Annotated in this window: 15 protein-coding genes; 10 read left to right on the top strand and 5 right to left on the bottom strand. The window is 60.9% G+C overall.

Features of this window, described 5'->3' with window-relative positions; genetic code table 11:
- The first annotated feature begins 72 nt into the window (after positions 1-72).
- From PM3016_RS22210 to PM3016_RS22195, 4 genes are read left to right on the top strand one after another with little or no spacing between them, the layout of a single operon-like run.
- A complete protein-coding gene (locus PM3016_RS22210; RefSeq protein ID WP_014371018.1) occupies positions 73-1,608 on the top strand; it encodes a spore germination protein in 1,536 nt (511 codons plus the stop codon).
- A gap of 9 nt (positions 1,609-1,617) precedes the next feature.
- The gene (locus tag PM3016_RS22205; protein ID WP_013918791.1) at positions 1,618-2,733 is read left to right on the top strand and encodes a GerAB/ArcD/ProY family transporter; all 1,116 of its coding nucleotides are present in this window, start codon (positions 1,618-1,620) and stop codon (positions 2,731-2,733) included.
- Positions 2,730-3,935 (top strand): Ger(x)C family spore germination protein, encoded by a 1,206-nt coding sequence (locus tag PM3016_RS22200; RefSeq protein ID WP_014371017.1) that lies wholly within the window; start codon positions 2,730-2,732, stop codon positions 3,933-3,935. Before PM3016_RS22205 ends, PM3016_RS22200 begins: the two co-directional genes overlap by 4 nt.
- Entirely contained in the window at positions 3,932-4,162 is a 231-nt protein-coding gene (locus tag PM3016_RS22195) for a hypothetical protein (RefSeq protein ID WP_014371016.1), read from the top strand. Before PM3016_RS22200 ends, PM3016_RS22195 begins: the two co-directional genes overlap by 4 nt.
- Before the next feature lie 67 nt (positions 4,163-4,229).
- On the opposite strand, the gene PM3016_RS22190 is transcribed toward PM3016_RS22195, so the two are convergent.
- Positions 4,230-5,186, bottom strand: a complete 957-nt coding sequence (locus tag PM3016_RS22190; RefSeq protein ID WP_013918788.1) for a helix-turn-helix transcriptional regulator — start codon at positions 5,184-5,186, stop codon at positions 4,230-4,232.
- 115 nt (positions 5,187-5,301) lie between these two features.
- Between PM3016_RS22190 and PM3016_RS22185 the strand changes: the two genes are divergently transcribed.
- Entirely contained in the window at positions 5,302-6,705 is a 1,404-nt protein-coding gene (locus PM3016_RS22185; protein WP_014371015.1) for an MATE family efflux transporter, read from the top strand.
- Between the two features lie 77 nt (positions 6,706-6,782).
- Here the strand turns inward: PM3016_RS22185 and PM3016_RS22180 are convergent, their stop codons facing one another.
- From PM3016_RS22180 to PM3016_RS22165, 4 genes are all read right to left on the bottom strand, one after another.
- Positions 6,783-8,057: a copper amine oxidase N-terminal domain-containing protein gene (locus PM3016_RS22180; protein ID WP_014371014.1), complete on the bottom strand. Its 1,275-nt coding sequence runs from the start codon at positions 8,055-8,057 to the stop codon at positions 6,783-6,785.
- A 113-nt stretch (positions 8,058-8,170) separates the two neighbouring features.
- Entirely contained in the window at positions 8,171-9,871 is a 1,701-nt protein-coding gene (locus tag PM3016_RS22175; RefSeq protein ID WP_014371013.1) for a methyl-accepting chemotaxis protein, read from the bottom strand.
- Positions 9,868-11,187, bottom strand: coding sequence for an ABC transporter substrate-binding protein (locus PM3016_RS22170; RefSeq protein ID WP_014371012.1), 1,320 nt, complete (start codon positions 11,185-11,187; stop codon positions 9,868-9,870). The genes PM3016_RS22175 and PM3016_RS22170 overlap by 4 nt, the downstream gene beginning before the upstream one ends.
- A 208-nt stretch (positions 11,188-11,395) precedes the next feature.
- The gene (locus PM3016_RS22165) at positions 11,396-13,534 is read right to left on the bottom strand and encodes an ATP-dependent Clp protease ATP-binding subunit (RefSeq protein ID WP_014371011.1); all 2,139 of its coding nucleotides are present in this window, start codon (positions 13,532-13,534) and stop codon (positions 11,396-11,398) included.
- A gap of 526 nt (positions 13,535-14,060) precedes the next feature.
- Here PM3016_RS22165 and PM3016_RS22160 point away from each other — a divergent pair.
- The 5 genes from PM3016_RS22160 to PM3016_RS22140 all read left to right on the top strand — a co-directional run bounded on the left by PM3016_RS22160 (position 14,061) and on the right by PM3016_RS22140 (position 25,541).
- Positions 14,061-15,605 (top strand): Calx-beta domain-containing protein, encoded by a 1,545-nt coding sequence (locus tag PM3016_RS22160; RefSeq protein ID WP_238540284.1) that lies wholly within the window; start codon positions 14,061-14,063, stop codon positions 15,603-15,605.
- A gap of 442 nt (positions 15,606-16,047) precedes the next feature.
- The gene (locus tag PM3016_RS22155) at positions 16,048-17,862 is read left to right on the top strand and encodes an assimilatory sulfite reductase (NADPH) flavoprotein subunit (RefSeq protein WP_014651759.1); all 1,815 of its coding nucleotides are present in this window, start codon (positions 16,048-16,050) and stop codon (positions 17,860-17,862) included.
- 38 nt (positions 17,863-17,900) lie between these two features.
- Complete coding sequence (cysI, locus tag PM3016_RS22150) at positions 17,901-19,625, top strand: assimilatory sulfite reductase (NADPH) hemoprotein subunit (protein ID WP_013918779.1); 1,725 nt, start codon at positions 17,901-17,903, stop codon at positions 19,623-19,625.
- Positions 19,626-19,914: 289 nt separating this feature from the next.
- Complete coding sequence (locus PM3016_RS22145; protein WP_014371008.1) at positions 19,915-21,384, top strand: MATE family efflux transporter; 1,470 nt, start codon at positions 19,915-19,917, stop codon at positions 21,382-21,384.
- Between the two features lie 125 nt (positions 21,385-21,509).
- Positions 21,510-25,541: an AAA family ATPase gene (locus PM3016_RS22140; protein ID WP_014371007.1), complete on the top strand. Its 4,032-nt coding sequence runs from the start codon at positions 21,510-21,512 to the stop codon at positions 25,539-25,541.
- Positions 25,542-25,616: the final 75 nt, after the last annotated feature.

The raw sequence follows: 25,616 nt of genomic DNA, 5'->3' as shown, positions 1-25,616 counted from the left end.
TGCATAATATTGCCTGTTTAGGATAGCCTGTACATAGAAACCCTGCAGCCGAAAGCAAAAGGAGAGTGGAACATGAGCGATCCGCCACGCACTGGGCATGCGGAGGCCCCTCCGGTCCCTCGAGCGGCAGAGGACCGGTTCGGCCCCGATTACGGGGAGAACATCCAACGGCTGCAGGGCATGTTCGGTGATTGCGACGATGTCCTGTTCAGCGAGATCGCGCTGGGGAGCGGGGAGCGGGCGACCCTGGTCTTTGTGCCCGGGTTGTCCGACATCGCGGCCCTTCAGGAACAGGTGGTGGGCGCCCTGCAGCAGGTCCGCCTGGACCGGGAAGCTGCGGCCCGGCCGGCGGATTGGCTGAAGCAGTCCTTGCCCGTAGCTTCGGCGGGCGAGGTGCTTGGCTTCGATGATTTGGCCCATCGGATTCTGAGCGGCAGCCCGGCGCTGCTGCTTGAGGGGCAGGCGGCGGCATTCTCGCTCGCGCTGCCCAAATGGGACAAGCGCTCGATCGAGGAGCCGGCCGCCGAGTCGGTCGTGCGCGGACCGAGGGAGGGCTTCACCGAGGATCTGGCGTCCAATACGGTGATGCTGAGGAGGAAGATTCGCAGCCCCAAGCTCAAGATGAACTTCTTCACGGTCGGCGAGTATACCCGGACGGAACTCGCGCTGGTGTATATCGAAGGGATTGCAGCACCCGGTCTCGTCCGCGAAGCGGCCGAGAGAATCGGGCGCATCAAGCTCGACGGCATTCTGGAGAGCGCCTATATCGAAGAGCTGATGGAAGATCAGCCTTCTTCGCCGTTCCCGCAGCTAAGGAGCACCGAACGGCCCGACGTGTGTGCCGGCGCGCTTCTGGAGGGGCGGATCGTCCTCCTGATGGAAGGCACGCCGTTTGCCCTGATCGCCCCCGTCACGCTCTTTTCTCTGCTGCAGTCGCCCGAGGATTATTACCAGCGCTCGGTCAGCGCCACGCTGATCCGGTGGATCCGGTACATGTTCTCCTTTATCGCGCTGTTCGCTCCGTCCTTCTATGTGGCCATTCTCACCTACCATCAGGAGATGGTTCCGACCACGCTGCTGCTGACCATTGCCAAGTCGCGGGAGGACATTCCGTTTCCGGCGGTCGTGGAGGCCTTCCTGATGGAAGTCATGTTCGAAGGCCTGCGGGAAGCGGGCATCCGCCTGCCCAAGCAGGTGGGCGCCGCCGTCAGCATCGTCGGAGCGCTTGTCATCGGCCAGGCGGCGACTGCGTCAGGCCTCGTCTCCTCGCCGATGGTCATGGTTGTGGCGATCACCGGCATCGCATCGTTCATGATCCCCCAGTACCAGACCAGCATCGTCTACCGGATTCTGCGCTTTCCCTTGATGCTCCTCTCCGGAATTCAGGGATTGGTGGGGCTGACGCTGGGTGTCATCATCATCGTCATTCACTTATGCCAGCTGCGCTCTTTCAGGGAGCCGTACCTCAGCCCCCTGGCCCCCCAGCACAGGAAGTCGTGGAAGGATGTTCTCCTGCGGGCGCCCGAGAGGAAGATGGAGACCCGTCCGCAGCTGAAGCAATCCCGGAATCCGGTACGCCAGAGCAATCCACGAGGGGGAAGGAGCTGACCGCGAGGCATGTTGGACCAAGGGCGCATCTCCGCTCAGCAATTATCACTGCTGCTGTATTCCACCGTACTGGCTACGGTGATCCTGCAGGCTCCCGCCATTATGGCCAAGCACGCGGAGAGGGACTTGTACCTCTCGCCCGTGTGGGCCGCCTTTGCCGGGCTGCTTGTCATCTGGCTGTCGATGGCTCTTCACCGGTATTTCCCGAAGCGGACGGTCATCGGATACAGTTCCGTCCTTCTCGGACGGTGGGGAGGCCGGCTGCTCGGCAGCGTTCTTTTATTTTTCTACCTGCATATCAACAGCTTGAATTTGAGGCAGTACGGGGAATTCATTGTGGGGACCGTTCTTCCGAGGACTCCGCTGCTGTTCGTGATGGGATGCATGATGCTCGTCTGCATGTACGCTGCTTCCGGTGGAATCGAGAGCATCGGACGGGCATCCCAAATGTTCGTTCCGGTCGTCGTGGTGCTCCTCCTGATCGTGCTTCTGCTCCTGATTCCGGATCTCGATCCGAAGCTGGTGCCGCCTATTATGGAACGCGGACTGAAGCCTTCGCTGATGGGCTCCATACCGGCACAGAGCTGGTACAGCGAGCTGTTTCTCATGGCCTTCCTGCTGCCCTATGTCTCCGATCCGGAGAAGGTGATCCGCCGCTCGTCCCTGTATGCTTTCCTCGGCGTGCTGGCTACCCTGGTGCTGACCGGCATCTGGTCGCTGATGCTCTTCGGGAACACGGTCTCCCGCCAGATGTACCCCCTGATGAGCGCCGCCGAATACATCAGCCTGGCGGGTTTCCTGCAGCACTTGGAAGCCCTTATTCTCGCGGTTTGGATCTCGGTCATGTTCATTAAGATCACGATGATCCATTATGTGGTCTGCCTGGGTGCGGCGGAGTGGCTACGGCTGTCGGGTTTCCGGCAGCTGGTGGTCCCCCTCGGCTTTCTGACGCTCGTCTTCGCGGTCTGGGCCGCGCCGAACCAGCAGGAGCTTGCCGGCTTCCTCGGCAGCATCGTTCCGATGTACGGTCTGCTGGTCCGGCTGGTTCTTCCCCTTCTGTTATGGGCGGCGGCAGCCGTTTTTCATGGCCGGCGGGGTCGAGGCGGACAGGAGCTGCAGCCATGAAGCGGGCGAGGGGGCTGGCACTAGTAGGTCTGCTGCTGGGGCTTGCAGGCTGCTGGGACCGTACCGAAGTGAACGACATGGCTTTCACCATGGCCATGTCGATTGATAAGGCAGGAGACCGCGCCGTCGAGGTGTCGGTCCAGATCTTCATTCCCCGTTCGTCCGGGGGCGGTGGAGGCGGAGGAGGAGGCGGGGAGATGCAGTCCGGCCAACATGCGGGAGGTGCTACACTGGTCCGCTCGGCGGTAGGCAAATCGATCGGGGAAGCATTGAGCAAGCTGCAGGAGCAGGTTCCCCGGTTTCTTTTTCTCGGCCATAACGAGGTGTACGTGATTGGGGAAGAGGCGGCCCGGGACGGGATTACGGACCATGTCGACTTTCTTGCACGCGCCCCGCAGTCCAGGAAGCGGGCTTATGTCTTTATCAGCAGAGGCAAAGGCAAGGAGATGCTCAAAACGCAGTCGCCGCTCGAACGCTCGTCCGCCGAAGTCGTGCGTGAGATGGCCGCGATCCGGACGGGACTCAGCATGACGGTGAAGGATATGGAAGTTCAGCTCAGCGGGCAGTCGGACAGCCTCGCCGTCCCCCTGCTGGAACGGGAGCCTTCCGGTAACAGCGGGAAAAGCAAGGAGGGGGGGATCCATTATATCCGCGGACTGGCCGTGATCAAGAAGGGGAAGATGGTCGGCACCATGGACGACACCCTTGCGCGGGGCGTGCTGTGGGTCCGCAACGAAATGAATTCGGCCGTGCTCAGCTTCCCGGCCGGAGGCGAGAGAGGCGGGACGGTATCGGTCCGATCCTGGAAAAATCACGCGAGGCTTGTTCCGGAGCTCCGCAGCGGTGAGGTGGTCATGACAGTTGTTGTGAAGGCCGAAACCTATATGCTGCAGAATACCTCTGGAATGAATCCCATGGATCCGAAGATCAACAGGCAGCTGGAGAGCCAGCTGAATGCGGCGCTCGACCAGCGGATCCGCCGAAGCATTCAGACCGCGCAGAATAAATGGAACGCGGACATCTTCGGCTTCGCCGACGCCATCAGCCGCCAATATCCTCAGCAGTGGCGGCAGATGAAAGGGCAGTGGGACAAGCTCTTTCCCAAGCTGCAGGTCATGATTCAGGCCCAGGGAACCATCGAGCGAAGCGGCGCTATAGGCGGAAGCACGGCGGTCAAACCGGCGGAGGTGATGAATCCGTGACCGTCCTGAATGCAATCTTGATCATGCTTCTCTATGGGGGTCTGGCCTTCTCGGAGTGGAAGCGGGGCAGAGGGGTCTCTCGGCGGGAGAACCTGCTGCTCCTGGGCTTGTATGCCGCCGTCTGTGCCTGCTCCCTGATCGTGCTGGCGGCGCCCAGGACGCCGGGCCCCACTCAATGGATCTCTGCGGTGCTGAGGCCTCTCGGCCAGCTGCTCGAGAAGGGGTAAGGCGCCCGGCATGGCCGCCTTGTCCGTCCGGCTTGCGGGGCAGAGGTGTCGGCGTGAGCCTCAAAGGTCAGCCGCCCGCACCCGCATACAGCTCACGGATCTCGTTGACCCGCTGGAGCAGCATCTCCCGGAGCAGGGCCGGCGCTTCGACCTCCGCCTTGGCTCCATATCCAAGCAGCGTGTCGGCGAGGCACGACAGGTCGGAGATGGCGGCTGCGCGCCGCACACAGCCTCTCCCATCCGCATGGACCGTCAGCCCTTCAGCCAGCAGCGGATCGCTCTTGGCACGGACTGCGCCGGCACGGGTCAGGTGAATCACAAGCTCGGCCGTCTCCCCGCTGGGGCGGCCGGTGAACCAGTCCCGCAGATCATAGCCCGGGGGATCGATCCGGCGTGACTGATCCTCCACAATCTTCAGGGCGGTGATGCGGTCGGCGCGGAACAGCCGGGGTTCCCTGGAGCGGAAGCAGTAGGCGGGGCAGTACCACAGGCCGCTGGCCGTGTAGACGCCGATGGGCTGGATGTCGCGCTCGGAAGTGCCTTTTTCCGCCTCATACGTGATCGTGACGATGCGCCCCTCGAGCGAAGCCTCCAGCAGCGAGGTCAAATACGGTGTATCGAGGCCCCGCTCCTGCACATGAAAGAGTACATGCGAGCGGAGTTTTTCGATCTTCTCCTTCGTCGACGGGGGGGAGTAATGGTAGAACTTCTTCAGCGCGGACTCCACCTCGGCCTCGAAGGGCAGCATCGGGTAGCCCTTCAGCGATTCGGCCACCAGGAACAGGGCGACCGCCTCCTTGTCCGAGAAGTGAATCGGCGGAAGCATCCGGTCTCGGAGCAGCTGGTACCCCCCGTGGACACCGAGCTCCGAGTACAGCGGTACGCCGAGCTCGCTTAACTCCTGCAGGTCGCGCAGGATCGTCCGCTTCGAGACTCCGAATTCCTCGGTCAGCTCCTTCAGGTTGAATTTGCGGTGGGCCTGCATCGTCATCAGGATGTGAAGCAGGCGCTGGGCTTTGTTCATCGGGCGGGTCCCTCCAGGTGGATGATGAAATCATTGTAGCATGGAAAGGTGACGGGGTTTGGCACTTTTCGGTGATACCCTGAGGACATTCGATCCGAAGGGGGACCAAGAGAGTATGACGGAAGAATCGATAAACCAAAAGTTGAACCAAACGACGAGTACGGGGACCCCGGAGCTGAGCCTGGCCCGGATCACCTGGCCAATCCTGGTGGAGATGCTGCTGCATCTGCTTATGGGCAATCTCGATATTCTCATGCTGAGCCATTACAGCGAGCGGGCCGTGGCCTCTGTGGGGATCGCCAATCAGCTGCTGCAGTTCTTTATCATGCTCTTCGGCTTTGTGGCCGCGGGAACGACGATCGTGGTATCGCAGGATTTGGGGGGCGGGCAGCGGCAAAAGGCGGTGCAGGCGGCCTGCACGGCCGCAGCGATGAATTCGGTGCTGGGGCTCGGGATCAGCCTGGCCCTCGGCGGCGGCGCCGCCTTCTTCCTTACGCTACTCGGAACACCTGACGAGATGATGGGCGAGGCCGGAACGTATCTGCGCATCGTCGGCAGCTTCCTTTTCCTGGAAGTGGTGATGCTGACGGGCTCCGCGGTGCTGCGCAGCTATGGGCTGACCCGTGAAGTCATGTGGATCTCGATCGGCATGAACGCTGTGCATGTGCTCGGCAATGCGCTGGTGCTCTACGGGCCGTTTGGTCTGCCCCAGCTGGGGCTCGAAGGCGTAGCCTGGTCGACGGTTGTCTCCCGGCTGCTGGCGATGACCGCCATCCTGTACGTGGCGAAGAGAACGCTTCGTCCGCGGCTGAAGCCCTCTTCCTTCCTCCGTGAAGCGGGGGCCTGCGCCCGGAGGCTGCTGCGGATCGGGATTCCGTCCACCATCGAATATATGGCCTATTATGTCTCACAGCTCATCATCACTTCGTTCATTGTCTCGATCGGCATCGCGGCGCTGACGACCCGGGTCTATGCGGACAGCGTGCTGGGGATCGTCTCTCTGCTTGCGACTTCGATCGCGGTCGGCACCCAGATTATCGTAAGCCGACTGGTCGGAGGCAGACGGATGGCCGAGGCGGAGGACGAATGCCGCCGGAGCATCCGCTGGTCGATGGGCCTCTGTGCGGCCGCCGCTGCGGGAGCTGCCTTCGCCGCAGAGCCCCTGCTCGGCCTCTTCACGGAGGACCCGGCCGTCATCCGCGAAGGCACCCGGGTGCTCTGGCTCATGCTGCTGTTCCAGCCCGCTCACAGCCTGTGCATGATCTATCAGCATGTGCTGAAAGCGGCGGGCGACCCGGCCTATCCGGCCAAGCTCGGCGTGCTCTTCATGATCGGCATCCGCGTGCCGGTATCCTGGCTCTGTATCACGGTGTTCGACCTCGGGATCATCGGCGTCTATGCCGCCTTTATTCTTGACGAGTGGACCCGCGCCCTGCTGATGCGCCGCCGCTGGGCCGCCGGGCGCTGGCGGACGGGAAGCGGGGAGAGGGAGGCGGTCACAACCGCAGCCGTATCCTGACATGACAAGGACCCGTCAGCTGTAAAGCTGCGGGTCCTTGTCATCACTGGACTATCGATTCCTTCGAGCCTACCCCCTTATTTCGTTTGGATATATACGGTCTGGGCGGCTCCATCCCAGCTCACTTCGGCGCCGAGCGCCTCGCTGATGAACCGCACCGGCACCATCGTGTTCGAGTTCACAAGCTGTGCGGGCACCTCGAGCGGCTTCACCGTGCCGTTCACTGTCGGCTCCGTGCTGTCCAGCTTGAGGTAGACCGTCGTCTCCTTCTTTACGGCCGTGACGGAGCGCTCCTGCGCGTTCCAGGTGAGCACGGCGCCGAGCCGCTCGAAGATCGCCCGCATCGGCACCAGGATACTGCCGTCCTTGTTGACCGGCGGCTGCTCGTAGGTCTGCGGCTCCCCGTCGATGACGACCTGGATGCCAAAGCCGAATGCGAGCGGCTTGACCGCGATTTCCCCGCCGAAATGGCGCTTGCGGACCGCCATGATTTCTTCCAGCGACTGCGCACGCTGCTTCAGAATCCGGCTGACTGTGGAATCCCTCAGCGCCGTCAGCTTCTGCACCGTTTCCTGCTGCGTGCGGGACAGTCCGGCGAGTGCCGCGCCGCGGATCGCTTCCAGATCTTTTTCTCCCTGAACCAGCAGTTCATTCATCCGGGCTTCGGCCTGCTGCCGCGACAGATTCCCGAGCTTGTACTGGTTCATGACGCTGCCGGAGTAGTTCGCGTTCGACTCGTTATGCAGCTCCCACATGGTGCTGCCGGAGTAGTTCGGATTCGTCTCGCTGCTGTACTCCCACATGAGGCTCCCGGAATAGTTCTCATTGATCTCCTTATGATAATTCCACATGAGGGAGGAGCTGTAATTCTCATTTATGGCCGTGGCGAATTCCCAGTGGGTGCTCGAAGAGTAGTTCTCGTTCAGCGCTGCGGCGTATTCCCACAGCGCGCCCGAGGAGGAATTCGGATTGCTCTGCCGCTGGTATTCGTTCAGCGCGTCGCGGGCGGAGGAGCCGCTGTAGCGCTCCTTCAAGCCCTTTAGGTCGTCTTCGAGCAAGCCGGTCAAATAAGCGAGGTCGTCTTCCCCCGCACGGTTCAGCCTGTGCTGGTCGTTATGGATGCTGTCGTAAAAGGCGTCATAGGCCTCGTGCGCCTGCTTGTAGTCTGCATCGTACAGGCCTCTGTATTTCGACTCCAGCGCCTTATATCTCGCTTCCACCTCTTCGATGAAGGAATGGTCCGCGGCCCCCGCCTCGGCAGCGGGAAGCAGCGGGGCGGGGGTTAGCGGACTGCTCAGGGAACCTGTAGTTAGAATTGCAGCGGCGAATAGAATTGCGGTCGACTTGTTCATGGATGCCTCCTGAGTGGGTTGTAAAGTAGAGATGGATTCCAAAGAACGTCTTAGTTCGCCCCTGCCGAGTTAATTCCTTCCAATGGTCAAAAAATGAATCGCTGGTCCTAATTTTAGAAGGAGAATTTCTCAATGCTCTCCTGCAGTTTCTGGGCAAGGCGTGCCAATTCCCTGGAGGAGCCGGTGATTTCTTCTACACTTGCGAGCTGCTCCTGGGCCGAGGCGGAGACGCTGTGGGTTCCTTTGGCGGCCTCCTGCGTTACCCGGTTGATTTCCTCAAAGGCAGCCACAAGATGCTTCGTTTCGAGGGACATCCCGGCGGAAGAGTCGGAGACCTCCTTGATCTGACCGTTCACCTCATGGATGGAAGATTCGATATGACGGAAGGATTCGCCGGCCTTATGAACGGCTCCGATGCCCTCCAGTACTTCTTTTTCCCCCTGGATGACCTTCTCGATCGCCCGTTTCGTTTCGGCTTGAATGGCAAGAATCACGTCGGACACCTGTTTGCCGGACCTGGCCGTCTGGTCGGCCAGCTTGCGTACTTCACCCGCTACCACCGCAAACCCTTTTCCGCTCTCGCCGGCACGCGCCGCTTCAATGGCGGCATTCAGCGACAAGAGATTGGTCTGGGCCGCGATATCGGTGATGATGGCGATGATCTGCCCGATCTCATCCGTTTTATGGCCGAGGGAGGTAACGACTTGAGTGATCTCACCCACATTGCTTTGCACTGAGGACATCTGGTGAATGGCCGACTGAACGGCTGTTCCGCCCTCCGCCGCAACCTGCGATGCCTGCTGGACGGCGGCAGTGACAAGGGAAGCGCGTGAAGCGATGTTCTTTGCTTCGACATCCATCTTATGCACAAGCGATACGCTCTCCGTGATCGTACCGACCTGCTTTTCGGTTCCTTCCGCCAGGCTCTCGGTGATATGGGCGACATGCTCGGTGGCCTGTCCGGTTTGTTCCGCACTTGCGGTAAGCTGCTCGGAGGAAGCCGCCACTTGTTCGGCATTGGTGCCGACCTCTTGAATCAGGCTCCTGAGATTGCCCGCCATCAGGTTGAATGCTTTGGCCAGATCTCCGATCTCGTCGCTGTTCTTTACGACTACGTTCGTTTCCCGGAGATCGCCGTGCGCGATCTTGGAGGCCATGGCTTGCAGCTTGATGATCGGAATGGAGATCATTCGGCTGATCGTTACAGTGGCTGCCGCACCTGCCAATAAGGTGATAACCGTCAGAAGAATGACCAGGCTTTTGGTCCGTTCGACCTCCTCGAAGGTAGCGGATGCTTGCACATCCAAGGCTGCCTGCTTTCGCTCGACGAACCGGTTGGCCGAGGTCGTAAAGGCATCCAGCACCGGACCCTGAGCGACGGAGATGTCAACGAACGCTTTGGTGTTATCCTGTTTTTTGGCATCGATCATCTGCATGGCGGCGGAGCTGAATTGACCCTGCAGCAGGTCAAGGCCCGCCAGGATCTGCTTATCGTCCCGGTCTGTGATCAAGGTCTTCAGCTGGGTCAGAGCAGCTGCAAAGCGGCTCTGCGATTGTTGAAAAGCATCCACCTGCTTGGGATCTCCGGTGATCAGGTACTTGTTCAGATGGGAGCTTTCGCTCTCGACGGCAATGTTCAGATCCTTGATGAGCTGAAGGGTTTTCGACTGGTGCTTGATCAATTCGGTATAAGAGTCATTCACTTTGACCAGATACACATAGCTGATCGTCGACATGACGGCGAGCAGGAAGAGGACCAGTCCGAACCCTCCGTACAGCTTTCTTTGAATCGTGAATCCCTTGGATTTCTTCATTTGCCGGCACCCTCCTTGGCTCCGCCCAGGTAGACCTTGGCCTGCTCGCCGTACTGCTTGGCGGCCTGCTCCGGAGTCAATTTCCCATCGGTGACCTGCTTCAAGGCCAGTTCATAAGCCTTGCTGACCACCACGTGACTGGAGGGGTAAGGGGCATCGATCGGCTTGGAGCGTGTTTTCAGGTAATCGAGAATCCGGTACTGCTCTTTGCCGGCTTCATCGAGATTCGCGGACAGTCTCGCAGCAATTTTGCCCGACACAGGAACGCCTCGCTCTCCTTTCAGGATATCATTCGCCGCTTCGCTGTTCAGGAAGAAGTTCATGAACGCGGCCGCTTCTTTTTTATGCTTGGAATAGGACGACAGAGCCAGGAACATGGACGGCTTGATAAAATGGCCTGTTTGTCCTCCCGGGACTTCAGGATAAGGGAGGAGCTTTAAGGGACGGCCTGCGAGTTTGCTTAAGGAGGAGACGGCGTTGGTCGCCACGGAATAAAAAGCGGCATGGCCGGAGACGATCGGATGATTCTTATCATTACCGGCAACCGCAGACGACCCTCCGAGCAGCCCTTCATCCCGCCACTGCTTGTTCAAGGCGAAAAAATCGGCCATCAGCCGGTCATCCTGATAACCCAGGGCGGTGCCTTCTTTGTTGTACATGGAGGCTCCACGGGCTCTGAGGTAATAGAAGACATCAATCATGTTCCCGAGGGGATAAAAGTCCGGCCTGCCGATCTTTTGCTTCAAGAGCTTCAGGGTTTGATAAAGCTCGTCGATCGTGTATTCTTCTTGGGGTACGGGAACCCCAGCGCTTGTCAATAACTGCGGGTCATAGATCAGCATCGTCGAATTGTTCCCTATAGGCATGGCATATAACTGATCGTCCTTCGTACCGGGAAGCAGATAAGACTTATCCATATCCGACAGATTCAGGGTGCCGTCCTCCGTAAACGCATTCAAGGGCTCGATGAGATCGCGGTTAATATAATCATAGATGAAATTATAATCCGCCTGGATGATGTCCGCGGTAGTCTGGCCGGAGGTTTGTACCGCCAACTGAGTCGCGACCGCCCCGGTATTCGCAAGGGATTCGGTTTCAAAATGAATATGAGGATGTTCCTTCCGGTAAAGCTCGATCACTTTCAGTGTGCTTTCTTTCCGGCTTTCGGAGCCCCACCATATAAATTTCAGCGTGACGTCTTCCGGATGCTCTGTCTGCTGCGCGTTCCGGCCGGCCGGATGGCTGCATCCGACGGCGCCGGCAAGTAAAGTGGTGCCGAGTACGGCGAGAATGCTCTTTTGGGTTGACTTTCTCATGGTCCACACCTTTCTTGACTGGATCTCGGCTGCTATCGGGATGTTGCAGTGTCTCAGCCTCTTAGCTTACTATCGGCAGCTGGACGCAGGAAAATAACCCCTTTTCCCTCAGGAAACGATCAAAAGGGCAGCCAAGCGGCCGCCCATTTTTACTAAAGGATATGAATGTGCTGATGATTCAGGAATCCTCATGACAAGCGCTGCATGCTTACGATGGCAGTGCCTGAACGGAGATCCCGTTCTCCCGGACCTCGACCCGGATCTCTTGCACCTGCTCCTGCTCGAGGATGAGATCCGTGATGCCGTCTTCGATGTGCTGCTGGATCACCCGGCGGAGCGGACGCGCCCCGAAGGACGGATGATAGCCGAGCTCGGCAAGCTTGCGCTTCGCTTCGTCCGTCACGTGAAGGGTGATGTTCTGCTCCTGCAGCGTGCTCGTGACTTCCGCGAGCATCTTGTCGACGATGCGGATGAGATCCGTCTCCTGCAGGGAGGCGAACGGAATGATCGCATCAAAGCGGTTCAGGAACTCCGGACGGAAGTAGGAGCCGAGCGATTCCGGCAGCGAGCCGGTCTGCGTGCTCTCTTCGGCGGAGAAGCCTACGGTGATTTTCTTCCTGTCGGTCACTCCGGCATTGGATGTCATGATGATGACCGTATCCTTGAAGCTGACCGTGCGTCCCTGGCTGTCGGTCAGGCGCCCGTCTTCGAGCACCTGCAGGAACATGTGCTGCACGTCCGGGTGCGCCTTCTCGATCTCGTCGAGCAGGATAATGCTGTACGGATTGCGGCGTACGCGTTCGGTCAGCTGCCCGGCTTCTTCATGGCCGACATAGCCCGGAGGCGAGCCGATGAGCTTGGATACGGAGTGCTTCTCCATGTATTCGCTCATGTCCAGACGGATCATCGCATCCGCGCGTCCGAACAGCTCTTCGGCGAGCGACTTCGACAGCTCGGTCTTGCCGACGCCGGTTGGGCCGACGAACAGGAAGGAGGCGATCGGCTTGTTCTTCGGCGCCAGTCCCGCGCGGCTGCGGCGGACGGCCCGGGCCACCTGGCGCACGGCCTCCGGCTGCCCGATGACCTTCGCTTCGAGATGCCGGGCGAGGTCCTTCAGCTTGGCCGCTTCGTCCTGCTGCAGCTTGCCGACCGGGATGCCGGTCTTCCGTTCCACGATGGCCTGGATGTGCTCGACGCGGACTTCCGATGCCGCCTGCGGCCGCTGCTCGTCCATCTGCTGAAGCAGGTTCGCCTCTTCGTCACGCAGCCGTGCGGCGCGCTCGTAGTCCTCGGCCAGCGTCGCCTGGCGCTTCTCTTCCTGGATGCCGGAGAGCCGGGTGCGGATCGCAGCTTCCCCGCCGCCTGCGCCCTGCAGATTCAGCTTGGCGCCCGCTTCGTCGAGCAGGTCGATCGCTTTGTCCGGCAGGAAGCGGTCCTGGATGTAGCGGTGGGAGAGGAGCACGCAGGCACGGATCGCCTCATCCGAGTAGGTCACCTGGTGGTATTCTTCATACTTCGGTCGCAGTCCCTTCAGGATCTCCACGGCCTCCTCCACTGTCGGCTCGTCGACCGTGACCGGCTGGAAGCGGCGCTCCAGTGCGGCATCCTTCTCGATGCGGCGGTACTCCTTCAGCGTCGTGGCGCCGACGACCTGCAGCTCGCCGCGGGCCAGGGCCGGCTTCAGGATGTTCCCGGCGTCCATCGAGCCTTCGGCGGAACCCGCCCCGACCAGCGTGTGAATTTCGTCAATGAACAGGATGACGTTCTGGCGCTGCTGCAGCTCGGATATCAGCCCTTTCAGCTTCTCCTCGAACTGGCCGCGAATCCCCGTGCCCGCCGTCAGGGAGGCTACGTCCAGGGAATACACTTCCTTGCCGAGCAGCTTGGAAGGAACCTTGCCTTCGGTGATACGCAGGGCCAGCCCTTCGGCAATGGCCGTCTTCCCGACGCCCGGCTCGCCGATCAGCACCGGGTTGTTCTTCGTGCGGCGGTTCAGGATCTCAATGACGCGGTCGATCTCTTCGTCGCGTCCGATCACGGTGTCGATCAGGCCGGCTTTGGCCGCGTCGTTCAGATTCCGGCCGATTCCGTCGAGGATGCCGCCGCGTTTGCCGGCGGTCCGGACGGCTTGGTGCGGCTCCTGCCCCTTCGGAGGCTGCATAAGACCTTTGAACAGATCGTCCAAGGATGGCATGTGCGGGAAGGACCCGGCCCCCGCAGGGAAGGGGATTCCGCTGCCGAGCTTGGCATAGCAGTCTCTGCACAGCTGGAGCTTCTCCACTTGGGTGTTGACCTGAAGATGCAGGGATACGGCGGCTTCTTGCGTATGGCAATGTTGACAGCGCATGGCTTCTACCTCCAATAATGTAAAGTTATTTTTATATCCAAATATCGGTACGGACGACGCCGAAGAGCGGCGTTCCGCAGGCAAACGGTTTGACTATTTTAGACTTTGATCTTATTTGACTTTGACCTTGTCTGATCTTTATTATAATCAAGCTTCAACATTTGTCAAATGGGTGCGGACCGGGTTGTTCCGGCCCGAAGGGAGCGCGCTGAAAGAGAGTCTTGTACTGGGCTGGCAGGGCAGTGGACCGGCCGCGCCGGCATGGACTTCATGAGTACGGATGCCGCTCGGGAACGGGTTCCCGTACAGCGGACAGCCATGAGACAGGAGCGTCCGGTCCGCCCCCGTTGGATGATCCCCGGATTCTGCGGCTTCGCCAGGGGATCTCAGCCCGAGCTTCCTGCGCTCCGCCAAAATGTATACTTATGGATACTTATCCGGTCCTTCACTCTCATGGTATGTTTTCTCTGGCCGCTATCCTGAGCCAAGGGAAGTGCCAAGCCAAGCTGTGAAGTGAACGGAGGAAATGATGATGAAAGAATTGAAGGTTCTGCAGCCGCAGTCCCTGCGCCGCAAGCTCGGCGTAATGCTGCTGGCATCCGCGATGCTCATTCCTTACGGCGGAAGCTCTGTTTCTCATGCCGAATCGCCGGCAGGGCAATTTACGTTCGAGAGCGACTATTATACGGCTGGGGAAGATGCCGGCATCGTTACATTGACCGTCCGCAGAGAGGGCGGCGCAAGCGGGGAGGCGTCCGTTGATTACACGACGGCAGACAGTTCGGCCTATGCGGAGAGCGACTATGGTCCGGGCTCCGGCACCCTTGTCTTCGCGGACGGCGAGACGGTGAAGACGGTCGATGTCGCCATCTACGACGACGGCGAGACGGAAGGGGACGAATCGTTCTCCGTGCTGCTGTCGAATCCGACAGCCGGTGCCGAGCTCGGCACCTATTCTTCGGCCGCTGTATCCATTGCCGACAACGACAGCTGGATTCCGGATCCGCCGAGCGTGCTTTCGTTCGATCCCGTTTCTTATACGGTTGGAGAATCCGAAGGCTATGTGGGGCTGCAGGTGGTCCGCTCGGGCGGCGCGGCGGACAACATCTCGGTCCAGTATGCGGCATCCGGCGGCTCTGCGGGCGAAGACCAGGATTATTCGGCGTTCAGCGGCACCCTGAACTTCGCGCCGGGCGAGCGTCTGGCCGTGCTCCAGGTTCCGATCCTCGACGACAGCGAGCACGAGGAGAACGAGTCGTTCTCCGTCTCGCTGTTTGGGGCCAGCGGCGAAACGTCCATCGAATCGGGCACGGCGGAGGTCACCATCGCCGATAACGATCCTTATGTACCTGACCAGCCGGGCGAGTTCCAGCTGGAGTCGGCCGCTTACACCGTCGACGAAGGAAGCGGTACAGCGCCGATCCGGGTGCTCCGCCATGGCGGCGCTGACGGGGAGGTTGCGGTCGATTACCGCATAGAGAGCGGTACGGCGGCCGAAGGAGCCGACTTCGGAGGCACCGGCGGACAGCTTTATTTTGGCGATGGGGAGACGGAAAAGTGGATTGAGGCGCCTGTCTATGAAGATGCGGTGCATGAAGGAAACGAACAGTTCGCCGTCCTGCTGACATCGGCGTCGAACGGAGGGGTGCTGGGCTCCCTCGTCCGCAGCGACGTGACGATTCAGGATAACGACCCTTCCAGCCGGATCGAGTTCAGCGCGTATACCAAGAGCGCTTATGAGGAGGACGGTACGGTGACGCTGACCGTCACGCGCACGGGCAGCACGAATGAAGCGGCGAGCGTCCAGTACGCGACGAAGGACCACACCGCTTTGGACGGCCGCGATTACCGTGCCGCGTCCGGTACGCTGGAGTTCGCAGCGGGCGAAGCTTCGAAGACGCTGACCGTGTCCCTGCTCGACGACGGGATCAAAGAATACTACGAGTATTTTGCCGTGGAACTGTCGAGCCCGGGCGGCGCTGAACTCGGGGAGCGTCCGAGAATGATTGTGTCCCTGTATGACCGCGATCCGATCTATTGGCCGAGTCCGTGGCCATGGCCCCGGTATTGATCCGGTAATCGGGAGCCCTCCGGCAGCGCAAGCAGCCCGCCGTCTCTGAGATGGCGGGCTTTGCCGTGTAATGATCGATCGGTGCAGGGAGCGGACAGGATCATGCCGGATTATGAATCCGTGAGCAGGGGGACCACGGATCTTTATGAGAACCCGGCCCCTGATGACCCGGTTTGAGGTGTCTTTCCAAGGCAGCACCTGCTGCTCCGGAAGACATCTTTTTTCTTTGTCCTGGCGATATTTAGGGGATGATAGGGAAGGCGCACGTCGAATCCGGCCCGGTTTTGTCCTTATTTGTACCTTTATCAGAACAACTGATAGATCCTATAAGATGATTGTAATTGACCGGAACGATCCGCTGTGTTAGGTTCAATAGAGCGAAAGAATGAAGATAGAAATGCTGGGAAATCAAATCATTGCATGCCATGTGAGGTGGATCGAGTTGGTACTTCAAGTAACGAACAGTCCTTTTAATCAGGAGCAAGTCGAATTGCTCAATCGCATCCTGCCGAGTTTGACGGACAACCAACGTGTCTGGCTCAGCGGATACCTTAGCGCTTTTCAGGGCGCGGCGGGCGCAGCGGCCGTACCGGCTGCGGCAGCACCTGCGGCGGCTCCGGCGCAGGCCAAGGAAGCGACCGTGCTCTTCGGTTCGCAGACGGGCAACAGCAACGGGCTCGCGAAGAAGCTGGCGAAGAAGCTGGAAGCCCAGGGCGTCCAGGTGACGCTCTCCTCGATGAGCGACTTCAAGCCGAACGGCCTGAAAAAGGTGCAGAACCTGCTTATCGTCGTGAGCACCCACGGCGAAGGCGAGCCGCCGGACAACGCGATCGCATTCTACGAGTTCCTCCACAGCAAGAGAGCGCCGAAGCTCGACGGCATGCAGTTCTCCGTCCTTGCTCTGGGCGATACGTCCTATGAATACTTCTGTCAGACGGGCAAGGACTTCGACGCCCGCCTCGAGGAGCTGGGTGCGAAGCGCCTGACTCCGCGCGTGGACTGTGACGTCGACTTCGCAGACGCGGCGGCCGAGTGGATGGACCAGGTCGCCGGTTCGCTGAACGGCGCTTCCGCAGCCGCTGCAGTTTCCGGCGGCGCTGAAGCTCCTGCAGCAGGCGCGGCGGAGTCGGAGTATTCCCGTTCCAACCCGTTCCAGGCCGAAGTGCTGGAGAATCTCAACCTGAACGGACGCGGCTCCGACCGCGAAACCCGTCACGTCGAGCTCTCCCTGGAAGGGTCGAACCTCCAGTACGAAGCGGGCGACAGCCTCGGCGTCTATCCGGAGAACCATCCGCGCCTTGTGGATGAGCTCATCGAAGCGATGGGATGGAATGCGGAAGAGCCGGTTGCCGTGAACAAGAACGGCGAACAAAAGCCGCTGCGTGACGCGCTTCTGCGCAATTTCGAGATTACGGTCCTCACGAAGCCGCTCCTTGAGCAGGTTGCGAAGCTGGCTTCGAACAGCGGGATCGGCGAGCTGCTGGAAGCGGGCCGCGAGCAGGAGCTCCGGGCGTATACGAACGGCCGCGACCTGCTCGACCTCGTGCAGGATTACAGCCTGAAGGGCATTCCTGCCGGCGAGTTCGTCTCCGTCCTCCGCAAGATGCCTCCGCGCCTGTACTCGATCGCGAGCAGCCCGAAGGCCTATCCGGATGAGGTTCACCTTACGGTCCGCACGGTCCGCTACGAAGCCCAGGGCCGCAACCGCTACGGCGTGTGCTCCGTGCACCTGTCCGAGCGCGTACAGCCCGGCGATCCGCTGCCGGTCTTCGTGCAGAGCAACCCGAGCTTCAAGCTTCCGGAGAACGGGGATACCCCGATCATCATGATCGGACCGGGCACCGGCGTCGCTCCGTTCCGTGCGTTCCTCGGCGAGCGGGAAGAGACGGGAGCAGAAGGCAAGTCCTGGCTGTTCTATGGCGACCAGCATTTTGCCACGGACTTCCTGTACCAGGTGGAATGGCAGCGCTGGCTTAAGGACGGCGTGCTGACCCGTATGGATGTGGCGTTCTCCCGGGACACGGACGAGAAGGTCTACGTCCAGCACCGGATGCTCGAGAAGAGCCGCGAGCTGTACCAGTGGCTGCAGGAAGGCGCCTGCGTCTATGTCTGCGGCGACGAGAAGAAGATGGCGCATGACGTGCATGCCGCCCTGGCAACGATCCTTGAACAAGAAGGCGGCCTCAGCCCTGAGGAAGCCGTAGAATATCTGAACCGTATGCAACAGCAGAAACGTTATCAGCGGGATGTTTATTAAGACGGGTTCCCGAAGATCGCGAGAGGAGAAAGTCCACTATGTCCGAAAATAATCTGCTTTCACCGAACAGTGCGCCGCACAGCGATGTGGAAGATATCAAGCGCCGCAGTAATTATCTGCGCGGCAGCCTGGAAGAAACGCTGCAAGACCGTATTACGGGCTCCATCCCGGAAGATGACAACCGCCTCATGAAGTTCCACGGCAGCTACATGCAGGACGACAGAGACCTGCGCAACGAGCGCCAGAAGCAGAAGCTCGAGCCTGCGTACCAGTTCATGCTGCGTGTCCGCGCGGCGGGCGGCGTCGTGACGCCGGACCAGTGGCTGATGATGGACCGCGTCGCACAGAAGTACGCGAACGGAACGATCCGTCTGACCACGCGCCAGTCCTTCCAGCTCCACGGCGTGCTCAAGTGGAACATGAAGTCCACGATCAAGGAAGTCAACGACGCGATGCTGAGCACGCTCGCCGCCTGCGGCGACGTGAACCGTAACGTGATGGCCAACCCGAATCCGTATGAGTCGGAAGTTCACGGCGAAGTATACGAATGGGCAAGCCGGATCAGCAACCATCTCGATCCGCGCACCCGCGCGTATCATGAGATCTGGCTGGACGGCGAGAAAGTGGTCGACAGCCGCGACAACGAAGAGCAGGAGCCGATCTACGGACCGGTATACCTCCCGCGGAAGTTCAAGATCGGGATGGCGATTCCGCCGTCCAACGACGTGGACGTCTTCTCCCAGGACCTCGGCTATATCGCCATCGTCGAAGACGGCCGTCTGAAGGGCTTCAACATCTCGGTCGGCGGCGGCATGGGGATGACGCACGGGGACCCGGCGACCTATCCGCAGCTTGCCCAAGTCATCGGCTTCTGCACGCCGGAGCAGGCGGTTGACGTGGCGGAGAAGACCGTTATGATCCAGCGCGATTACGGCGACCGTTCGGTGCGCAAGCACGCGCGCTTCAAGTACACGATCGACGACCGCGGCATCGAGTGGTTCATCGGCGAGCTGACAAGCCGCCTCGGCTACAGCCTTGAGCCTGCCCGTGAGTTCCGCTTCGACAGCAACGGAGACCGTTACGGCTGGGTGGAAGGCACGAACGGCAAGTGGCACTTCAACCTGTTCATCCAGAACGGACGTGTCATGGACGAAGAGGGCTACCCTCTGATGACGGGGCTGCGCGAGATTGCCAAGGTGCATACCGGCGATTTCCGCCTGACGGCGAACCAGAACCTGATCATCAGCAATGTCACCACGGCGAAGAAGAAGAAGATCGACGCCCTGATCAAGGAATACGCCCTCACGGACGGACTCCACTATACCGCGCTGAAGCGCAATTCGATGGCCTGTGTGGCGCTTCCGACCTGCGGACTGGCCATGGCCGAATCCGAGCGCTACCTTCCGACGCTGCTCGATAAGCTCGAGCCGATGCTCGTGGAGAACGGCCTGCGCGACGAGGACATCGTCATCCGCATGACCGGCTGCCCGAACGGCTGCGCCCGTCCGATGCTTGCCGAGATCTCGTTCATCGGCAAGGCGCCGGGCAAGTACAACATGTACCTCGGCGGCGGCTTCGCCGGCCAGCGCCTCAACAAGCTGTACAAAGAGAATATCGGCGAGGCCGAAATTCTCGAATCCCTGCAGGGCATGTTCTCCCGCTATGCCAAGGAGCGCAATGAAGGCGAGCACTTCGGCGACTTCGTGATCCGCGCCGGCTACGTCAAGGAGACGCGTTCCGGACAAGATTTCCACGCTGTATAATCCAGCGGCCCGCCATTGTGGCGGGCCGTTTTTGTTTGCCGGCACCGGGTGAATCCGTGCCGCAGCCAGGAACAAGCCAAGCCTCTCAGCAGGCTTGGCTTGTCCGCTTGTCCGTTTGGCCGGGCGGGTGCATGGCCTCATGCCTTTTATTTCTCCGGCAGCGCCTGCACAGTCTTGGCGAGGAGCCAGATCCTGCGTGCGCTGCTTCTCCAGGGCGCATACCTGCCGAAGGATACCGGCCGGGCCTGCAGCTTTCATTTTGTTGTTTACAGAGCACCCTCCTTTCTTTATGATGTTAAATGTAATTATTACGCATGTGTACGTTTGCCTGCCCGCAAGCTGCTTGTGCCTCATCGAAAGAAAGGAAGTGCCTTTTTTGACTTTACATTCAACCCGGGCTTCGGCTCCTCCGGTACAGCCTGAGCGGCCGGGCGGAGAGATTCTGACTCACCGCACCTTCCTTGCTTTGTCGATTCCCCTGATGCTGTCGGCGCTCTCCACACCTCTGCTCGGGGTCGTGGATACCGCCGTCATCGGCCGGATCCCGGACCCGTCGCTGCTTGGAGGCGTGGCTGTCGGCACGCTGATCTTCAATACGCTCTACTGGCTCCTCGGCTTCCTGCGGGTCAGCACCTCCGGCTTCACGGCCCAGGCGCAGGGGGCCGGGGATCCGGCCGGCCTCAGCCTGTCCTTTTACCGTCCGCTGCTGCTGGCCGGGGTGTTCGGACTGCTGCTGGTCCTCCTGCAGAGCCCGATCCGGGACGTTTCGCTGGCTCTGATGACTGCGGGCCCGGAGGTGGAAGGCTATGCGGGTGTGTACTATAACATCCGCATCTGGGGGGCTCCTTTTGCGCTGGCCAATTATGTCGTGATGGGATGGCTGATCGGCGTCTCGCGGGTGAAGGGAGCGATGTTACTGCAGATCGGCATGAATCTCTCCAACATTCTTCTCTGCCTGCTCCTTGTCGGGGGGCTCAAGATGGAGGTAACCGGTGTGGCCTGGGCGACGCTGCTGTCTGAAGTCGGCGCCGCCGCCGCCGGGGTGATCTGGGTGCTGATGCTGCAGCGCAGGGGGAGGGGGGGCGCATCCCTGCGGAACGTCATCAACCTTCGCCCGATGATGCTGATGCTGAAGGTCAACCGCGACCTGCTGATCCGTACCGCATGCCTGCTGGCCGTCTTCTTCCTGTTCACCTCCCGGGGCGCAGCGCTGGGGGAGGATACGCTGGCGGCCAATGCCATTCTGCTGCAGATCCACTATGTCATGGCTTATCTGTATGACGGATTTGCCAATGCCAGCAGTATTCTGACCGGCAGGGCGCTCGGCGAACGCAGTGCCGTTCTGTACCGGAGAGCGGTCCGGCTCGGCGGAATCTGGTCCTTCGGCTTGTCGGCCGTCCTGACCGTCATCGTGCTCCTGTGGGGCAGTGAGCTGCTCACGCTCTTCACCGGTATGCCCGAAGTGCTGGAGCTTGCCCGGCAGTATCTGCCCTGGCTGCTGCTGTATCCGCTGGCCGGATTCTGGGGACTGCAGCTGTACGGCGTCTTCGCAGGGGCCACGATGGCCGGCCCGATCCGCAATTCGCTCGTCTTCTCCCTGGCCGTCTTCATTCCGCTGCTGTTCCTCACGGTTCCGCCGCTGGGCAATCATGGGCTGTGGCTTTCCTTCATCGTCTTTACCCTGGGCCGGTCCGTGTTCCTATGGATGTATTTGCCGCGGCTGAACCGTCTTTTCCTAACAAAGAAATCCGCGGGCTAAGAGGAGCAGCCCTGCCCGTATCAAGCGCTTTTGCAGCTTCCCCTTTTGCTGATTTCGGCCCTCCACCGCCCGTGTTTTCTGCTATACTAACAATCAATAGGACACAGAAAACGAGGGTTGGATGAATGAACATCGGAGTTGACCAAGTAGCCGGCTATCTCCCCGGACTGATCTTAAGAAAGTTGACCGACGCAGGATGGGACCGCAGCAGGCCTGTGGAAGAGACGGCCTCCGGAGCCGTCCTGTTCGTGGATATTTCGGGCTTCACCCATCTGGCGAAGCAGGCAGCGCAGCAGGGCACGATCGGCCTCGAGCAGCTGTCCGTCATTCTCAACACCTATTTTGATACGATGATCTCGACGATTGCGGATCTCGGTGGCGAAGTGGTCCATTTTGCCGGAGATGCGCTTCTGGCGGTATGGAGCCTGGCCGCCTCCGGCGGCAGTCCGGCGCTATGCACACAGCTGGCGGTACAGTGCGCACTTCAGCTTCAGGAGGCACTGCACGACCGGGAGCTCCTCCCGCCGCTGCGGCTCTCGCTGCGCTCCATTGTGGGAGCGGGCGAGTATCGCGTCAGCTATGTCGGCGGGCTCGGGGGGAGATGGGAGCTCGTGCTCTCCGGCGATGCGGTCCGGCAGATCACCGACGGCGGCCCCCAGTCGCTCCCGGGGCGGGTCCTGCTCTCGGGCGCCGCATTTGCGCTCGTAGAGGACAGCTGCATCCCTGAGAAAGCGGACGGGGAAGCCGGAGGGATCTTCGTATCCTCAGTGACCGCGGGGGAATTCCAGCCTCAGGCGGAGCAGACGGGGTGGGGGGATGTCCCCGAGGAAGCCCTGCTGCCGTATCTGCCTCCATCGGTGATCGCATCGGCTGCGGCTCAAGGCTCGGACTGGGCGGCGGAGCTGCGCAAAGTGACGGTCCTGTTCATCCACCTGCCCGAGTTCCATCAGGGTGTCCCGGTCGAAACGATCCAGCAGGCGATCTACGCCATTCAGCACATCATGCAGACCTATGAAGGCGTCATCAACAAGGTCAGCCTCGATGACAAAGGGGCTGCCGTGATCGCCGGCATGGGGCTGCCTTCCCTGACGCACGAGAGGAATGCGGCCCGGGCGGTCAAGGCGGGCCTCGCCGTGAATGCCCGGCTCGCGGCCATGAAGGTTCCGCATGCGATCGGGATCGCCAGCGGCATGGTGTTCTGCGGCTCGATCGGCAGCCGGGTCCGGCGGGAATATACGATGATCGGCGAGACGGTGAATCTGGCCGCCCGGCTCATGCAGGCGGCGGAGGGCGGTGTACTGTGTGACGAGGCTACCCGGGAGGAGGCGCTCGGGGAGATGGCGATGGAGCCGCAGGGGACGCGGCACTTCAAGGGCTTCGCCGAACCGCTTGGCGTGTTCCGGCCCACGGGAGCGGCCCGGACCGCAGAGCTCCAGCCGCAGTCGATGATCGGGCGCAGCGGGGAGAAGGCGGAGCTGCTTGGCCGTTTGGATGCGCTGCTCGCAGGAGTTGGCGGTACCATCCTGATCTCCGGCGAAGCCGGGATGGGCAAATCCCGCCTGATCCAGTATGTGTATGAACAGGCGAAGGAGCGAAGAATCCGTCTGCTGGCAGGTAGCGGCGACTCGATTGAAAGGCGGACGCCTTACTTCCCTTGGCGCTCGGTATTTTTCCATCTGCTGCAGCTTGACCTGCTGCCGGACGACACAGCTGCCGCAGCGGGTTACGTTCTTGATAAAGTACAATCCCTGCTGCCGTCCATGGTCCATCTCGGGCCGCTCCTGAATCCGGTGCTGCCCTTTGAGATCCCGGATAATGAGCGGACCGAGCCGATGACCGGTCAGGCGCGGGCGGACAATACCCTGGATTTCCTGACGGAGCTGCTCCGCGAGGGGATCGGTGCCGCGCCGACCGTCATCATCCTTGATGACGGACACTGGCTCGATTCCGCTTCCTGGACGCTGCTGCTTGCCGTATCCCGGCAGCTGCCCCGGGTCCTGCTGCTGCTGGCCCTGCGTCCCGATGATTCCTCGCTGCCGGCGGAATACGAGCTGGTTGCCGGGGAGCCTGCCACGGTCATGCTCTCCCTGAGGGAGCTCTCCGAGCGGGATACCCTTCAGCTGCTCTGCGACCGTCTGGGCGCAGCCGCACTGCCGGAAGCGGTGACCTCCCTGATTCTGAGCAAATTCGAGGGGCATCCGTTCTTCAGCGAGGAGTTCGCTTATGCCCTCCGCGACCGGGGCTTCATCGAAGTACGCGAGGGGGAGTGCTGGGTGGTGAAGGAGCTGGAGGAGTTCCAGGACGTCCACTATCCCCCGACGATTCAAGGGATTATCATGAGCCGGATCGACCGGCTGCCGCCTGCGGAGCAGCTGGTGCTGAAGGCGGCCAGCGTGATCGGCCGTCTCTTCTCCTACTCGGCTCTGCATGGGACCCTGCCGCTCAAGACGAGCAGGGAAGAACTCTCCGTGTACCTCGAGCTGCTCGAGCAGGTGAACATGACGGTGCTCGAAGACATGGAGCCGGAGCTGACCTATCTCTTCAAGCATATCATCACCCAGGAGGTCACCTACAGCATGCTGCTCCACTCCCAGCGGAGGCAGCTGCATCACGCGGTTGCGCAGTGGTATGAGCGGCAGTTCACGGATATGGCTCCTTATTACAACACGCTGGCCCATCACTGGTCGAAGGCAGGGGTGACGGAGAAGACGGCTCTCTATCTCGAAAAATCCGGTGAACTCGCCCTGCGGACGGGCGCCTACCAGGAAGCGGTAACGGCATTCGAAGAGCTTGTCGGTCTGATCCCCGAAGCGGCGCCGGCGGTCTCCGAAGCGGCCAAGTGGAACCGTCTCCTGGGCGAGGCGTATATGGCGATCGGAGATATGGCCAAGGCGACCGAGCAGCTGTATGAGGCCCTGGCTCTCCGGGGCCGCCGGCAGGCGGGAGGGCCGGCCCGGTTCGCCTGGCATGTGGCCGGGCAGCTGGGGCGGCAGCTGCTGCACCGCTCCCGGCCGTCGCTCTTTATCGGCCGGCAGAAGGGGAGAAGCAGCGAGCTCGATGAAGTGGCCCGCTGCTACTTCCGGCTCTCGGAGATCAGCTTCTTCATCAACAAGCCGCTTGAGAATCTGTATCATTCGCTGCACGGCCTGAACTTCGCTGAAGCCTCAGGCCCCTCGACCGTACTCGCGCAGATCACCGGCAACATGTGCGTCACGGCAGGCATTATGACGATGCATCCGCTGGCGGGCGCCTACCGTAAGCAGGCGCTGGAGGTGGCTGCCGAGGTTCAGGACCCGACGGCCCAGGCCTGGGTGGCGATGGATTTGTCTCTGTATCACATCGGGATCGGCGAGTGGGAGGATGCCGAGAAGCTGGCGCTCGAAGCCATTGCCATCTATGACCGGATCGGGAACCGCCGGTACTGGGAAGCCGCTTCTTACCTGCATGTCAAAGTGCTGCTCTACCACAAGGCGGATTTCGAGGGCAGCATGAAGCTGGCGGGAATGATCTATGACTCCGGGCAGCGCAGCGGCAACGCCCAGGCGAAGTCCTGGGGACTTCTGGCCCGGGCGGAAAGTCTCCTTTATCTCGAGCGGACGGAAGAAGCCCTGCTCCTGCTGCAGGAGGCGGAGGCGCTGATTCCGGTGAACATCGGCCGTACGGAAGAGATCCGCGTGTACTGCCTGCTCGCCTTCGCAAGCATGAAGGCCGGCAATCGGACGGAAGCGCAGCATTATGCCCGGAAGGGGCTCGGGTTTATCCGCAGCTCCGCACCGACCACTTACTACTCGTTTGACAGCTACGCCCTGCTTGTGGAAGTGTTCCTGGAGCTGTGGGGCACCGGCAGAGAGGAATCGGTGAAGACCGAGCTGCAGCAGTCGCTGAAGGCGCTGCAATCGTTCGCCCGCATCTTCCCCATTGCGAAGCCGAGGCTGTCGTTATACCGCGGCACCGCCGCCTGGCTGGAAGGGAAAATAGGCAAAGCCCGCCAGGCCTGGAAGATGGGCTGGACGCAGGCCCGCCAAGCCGGGATGCCTTACGAAGAGGGGCGTGCGTACCTCGAAGCCGCCCGCCGGCTCCAGGCATCGGATCCCGAGCAGGCCGGCTGTGCAGCGAAGGCCTCCAGCCTGCTGGAGCCGCTGGGAATCCGGCTGTAAGGCGAGCAGGCAGCGGATCACTGGAGGCGCGCGTTGGACACACAACAAAAGGACTTCTCCCACATTTTTGGGGAG

Origin of the sequence: Paenibacillus mucilaginosus 3016 (genome assembly GCF_000250655.1) — a bacterium.
Taxonomy (GTDB): domain Bacteria; phylum Bacillota; class Bacilli; order Paenibacillales; family NBRC-103111; genus Paenibacillus_G; species Paenibacillus_G mucilaginosus.
The sequence above is the reverse complement of the archived record's forward strand: the minus strand, read 5'-3'. Positions and strand labels throughout refer to the sequence as shown.

Excerpts from the sequence above, each read along its gene's own strand:
- PM3016_RS22145 (WP_014371008.1), top strand. The coding sequence starts at position 19,915 with ATGATGTTAAATGTAATTATTACGCATGTGTACGTTTGCCTGCCCGCA.
- PM3016_RS22200 (WP_014371017.1), top strand. The coding sequence starts at position 2,730 with ATGAAGCGGGCGAGGGGGCTGGCACTAGTAGGTCTGCTGCTGGGGCTT.
- PM3016_RS22175 (WP_014371013.1), bottom strand. The coding sequence starts at position 9,871 with ATGAAGAAATCCAAGGGATTCACGATTCAAAGAAAGCTGTACGGAGGG.
- PM3016_RS22185 (WP_014371015.1), top strand. The coding sequence starts at position 5,302 with ATGACGGAAGAATCGATAAACCAAAAGTTGAACCAAACGACGAGTACG.
- PM3016_RS22180 (WP_014371014.1), bottom strand. The coding sequence starts at position 8,057 with ATGAACAAGTCGACCGCAATTCTATTCGCCGCTGCAATTCTAACTACA.
- cysI (WP_013918779.1), top strand. The coding sequence starts at position 17,901 with ATGTCCGAAAATAATCTGCTTTCACCGAACAGTGCGCCGCACAGCGAT.
- PM3016_RS22140 (WP_014371007.1), top strand. The coding sequence starts at position 21,510 with ATGAACATCGGAGTTGACCAAGTAGCCGGCTATCTCCCCGGACTGATC.
- PM3016_RS22165 (WP_014371011.1), bottom strand. The coding sequence starts at position 13,534 with ATGCGCTGTCAACATTGCCATACGCAAGAAGCCGCCGTATCCCTGCAT.
- PM3016_RS22170 (WP_014371012.1), bottom strand. The coding sequence starts at position 11,187 with ATGAGAAAGTCAACCCAAAAGAGCATTCTCGCCGTACTCGGCACCACT.
- PM3016_RS22190 (WP_013918788.1), bottom strand. The coding sequence starts at position 5,186 with ATGAACAAAGCCCAGCGCCTGCTTCACATCCTGATGACGATGCAGGCC.
- PM3016_RS22205 (WP_013918791.1), top strand. The coding sequence starts at position 1,618 with ATGTTGGACCAAGGGCGCATCTCCGCTCAGCAATTATCACTGCTGCTG.
- PM3016_RS22160 (WP_238540284.1), top strand. The coding sequence starts at position 14,061 with ATGATGATGAAAGAATTGAAGGTTCTGCAGCCGCAGTCCCTGCGCCGC.
- PM3016_RS22210 (WP_014371018.1), top strand. The coding sequence starts at position 73 with ATGAGCGATCCGCCACGCACTGGGCATGCGGAGGCCCCTCCGGTCCCT.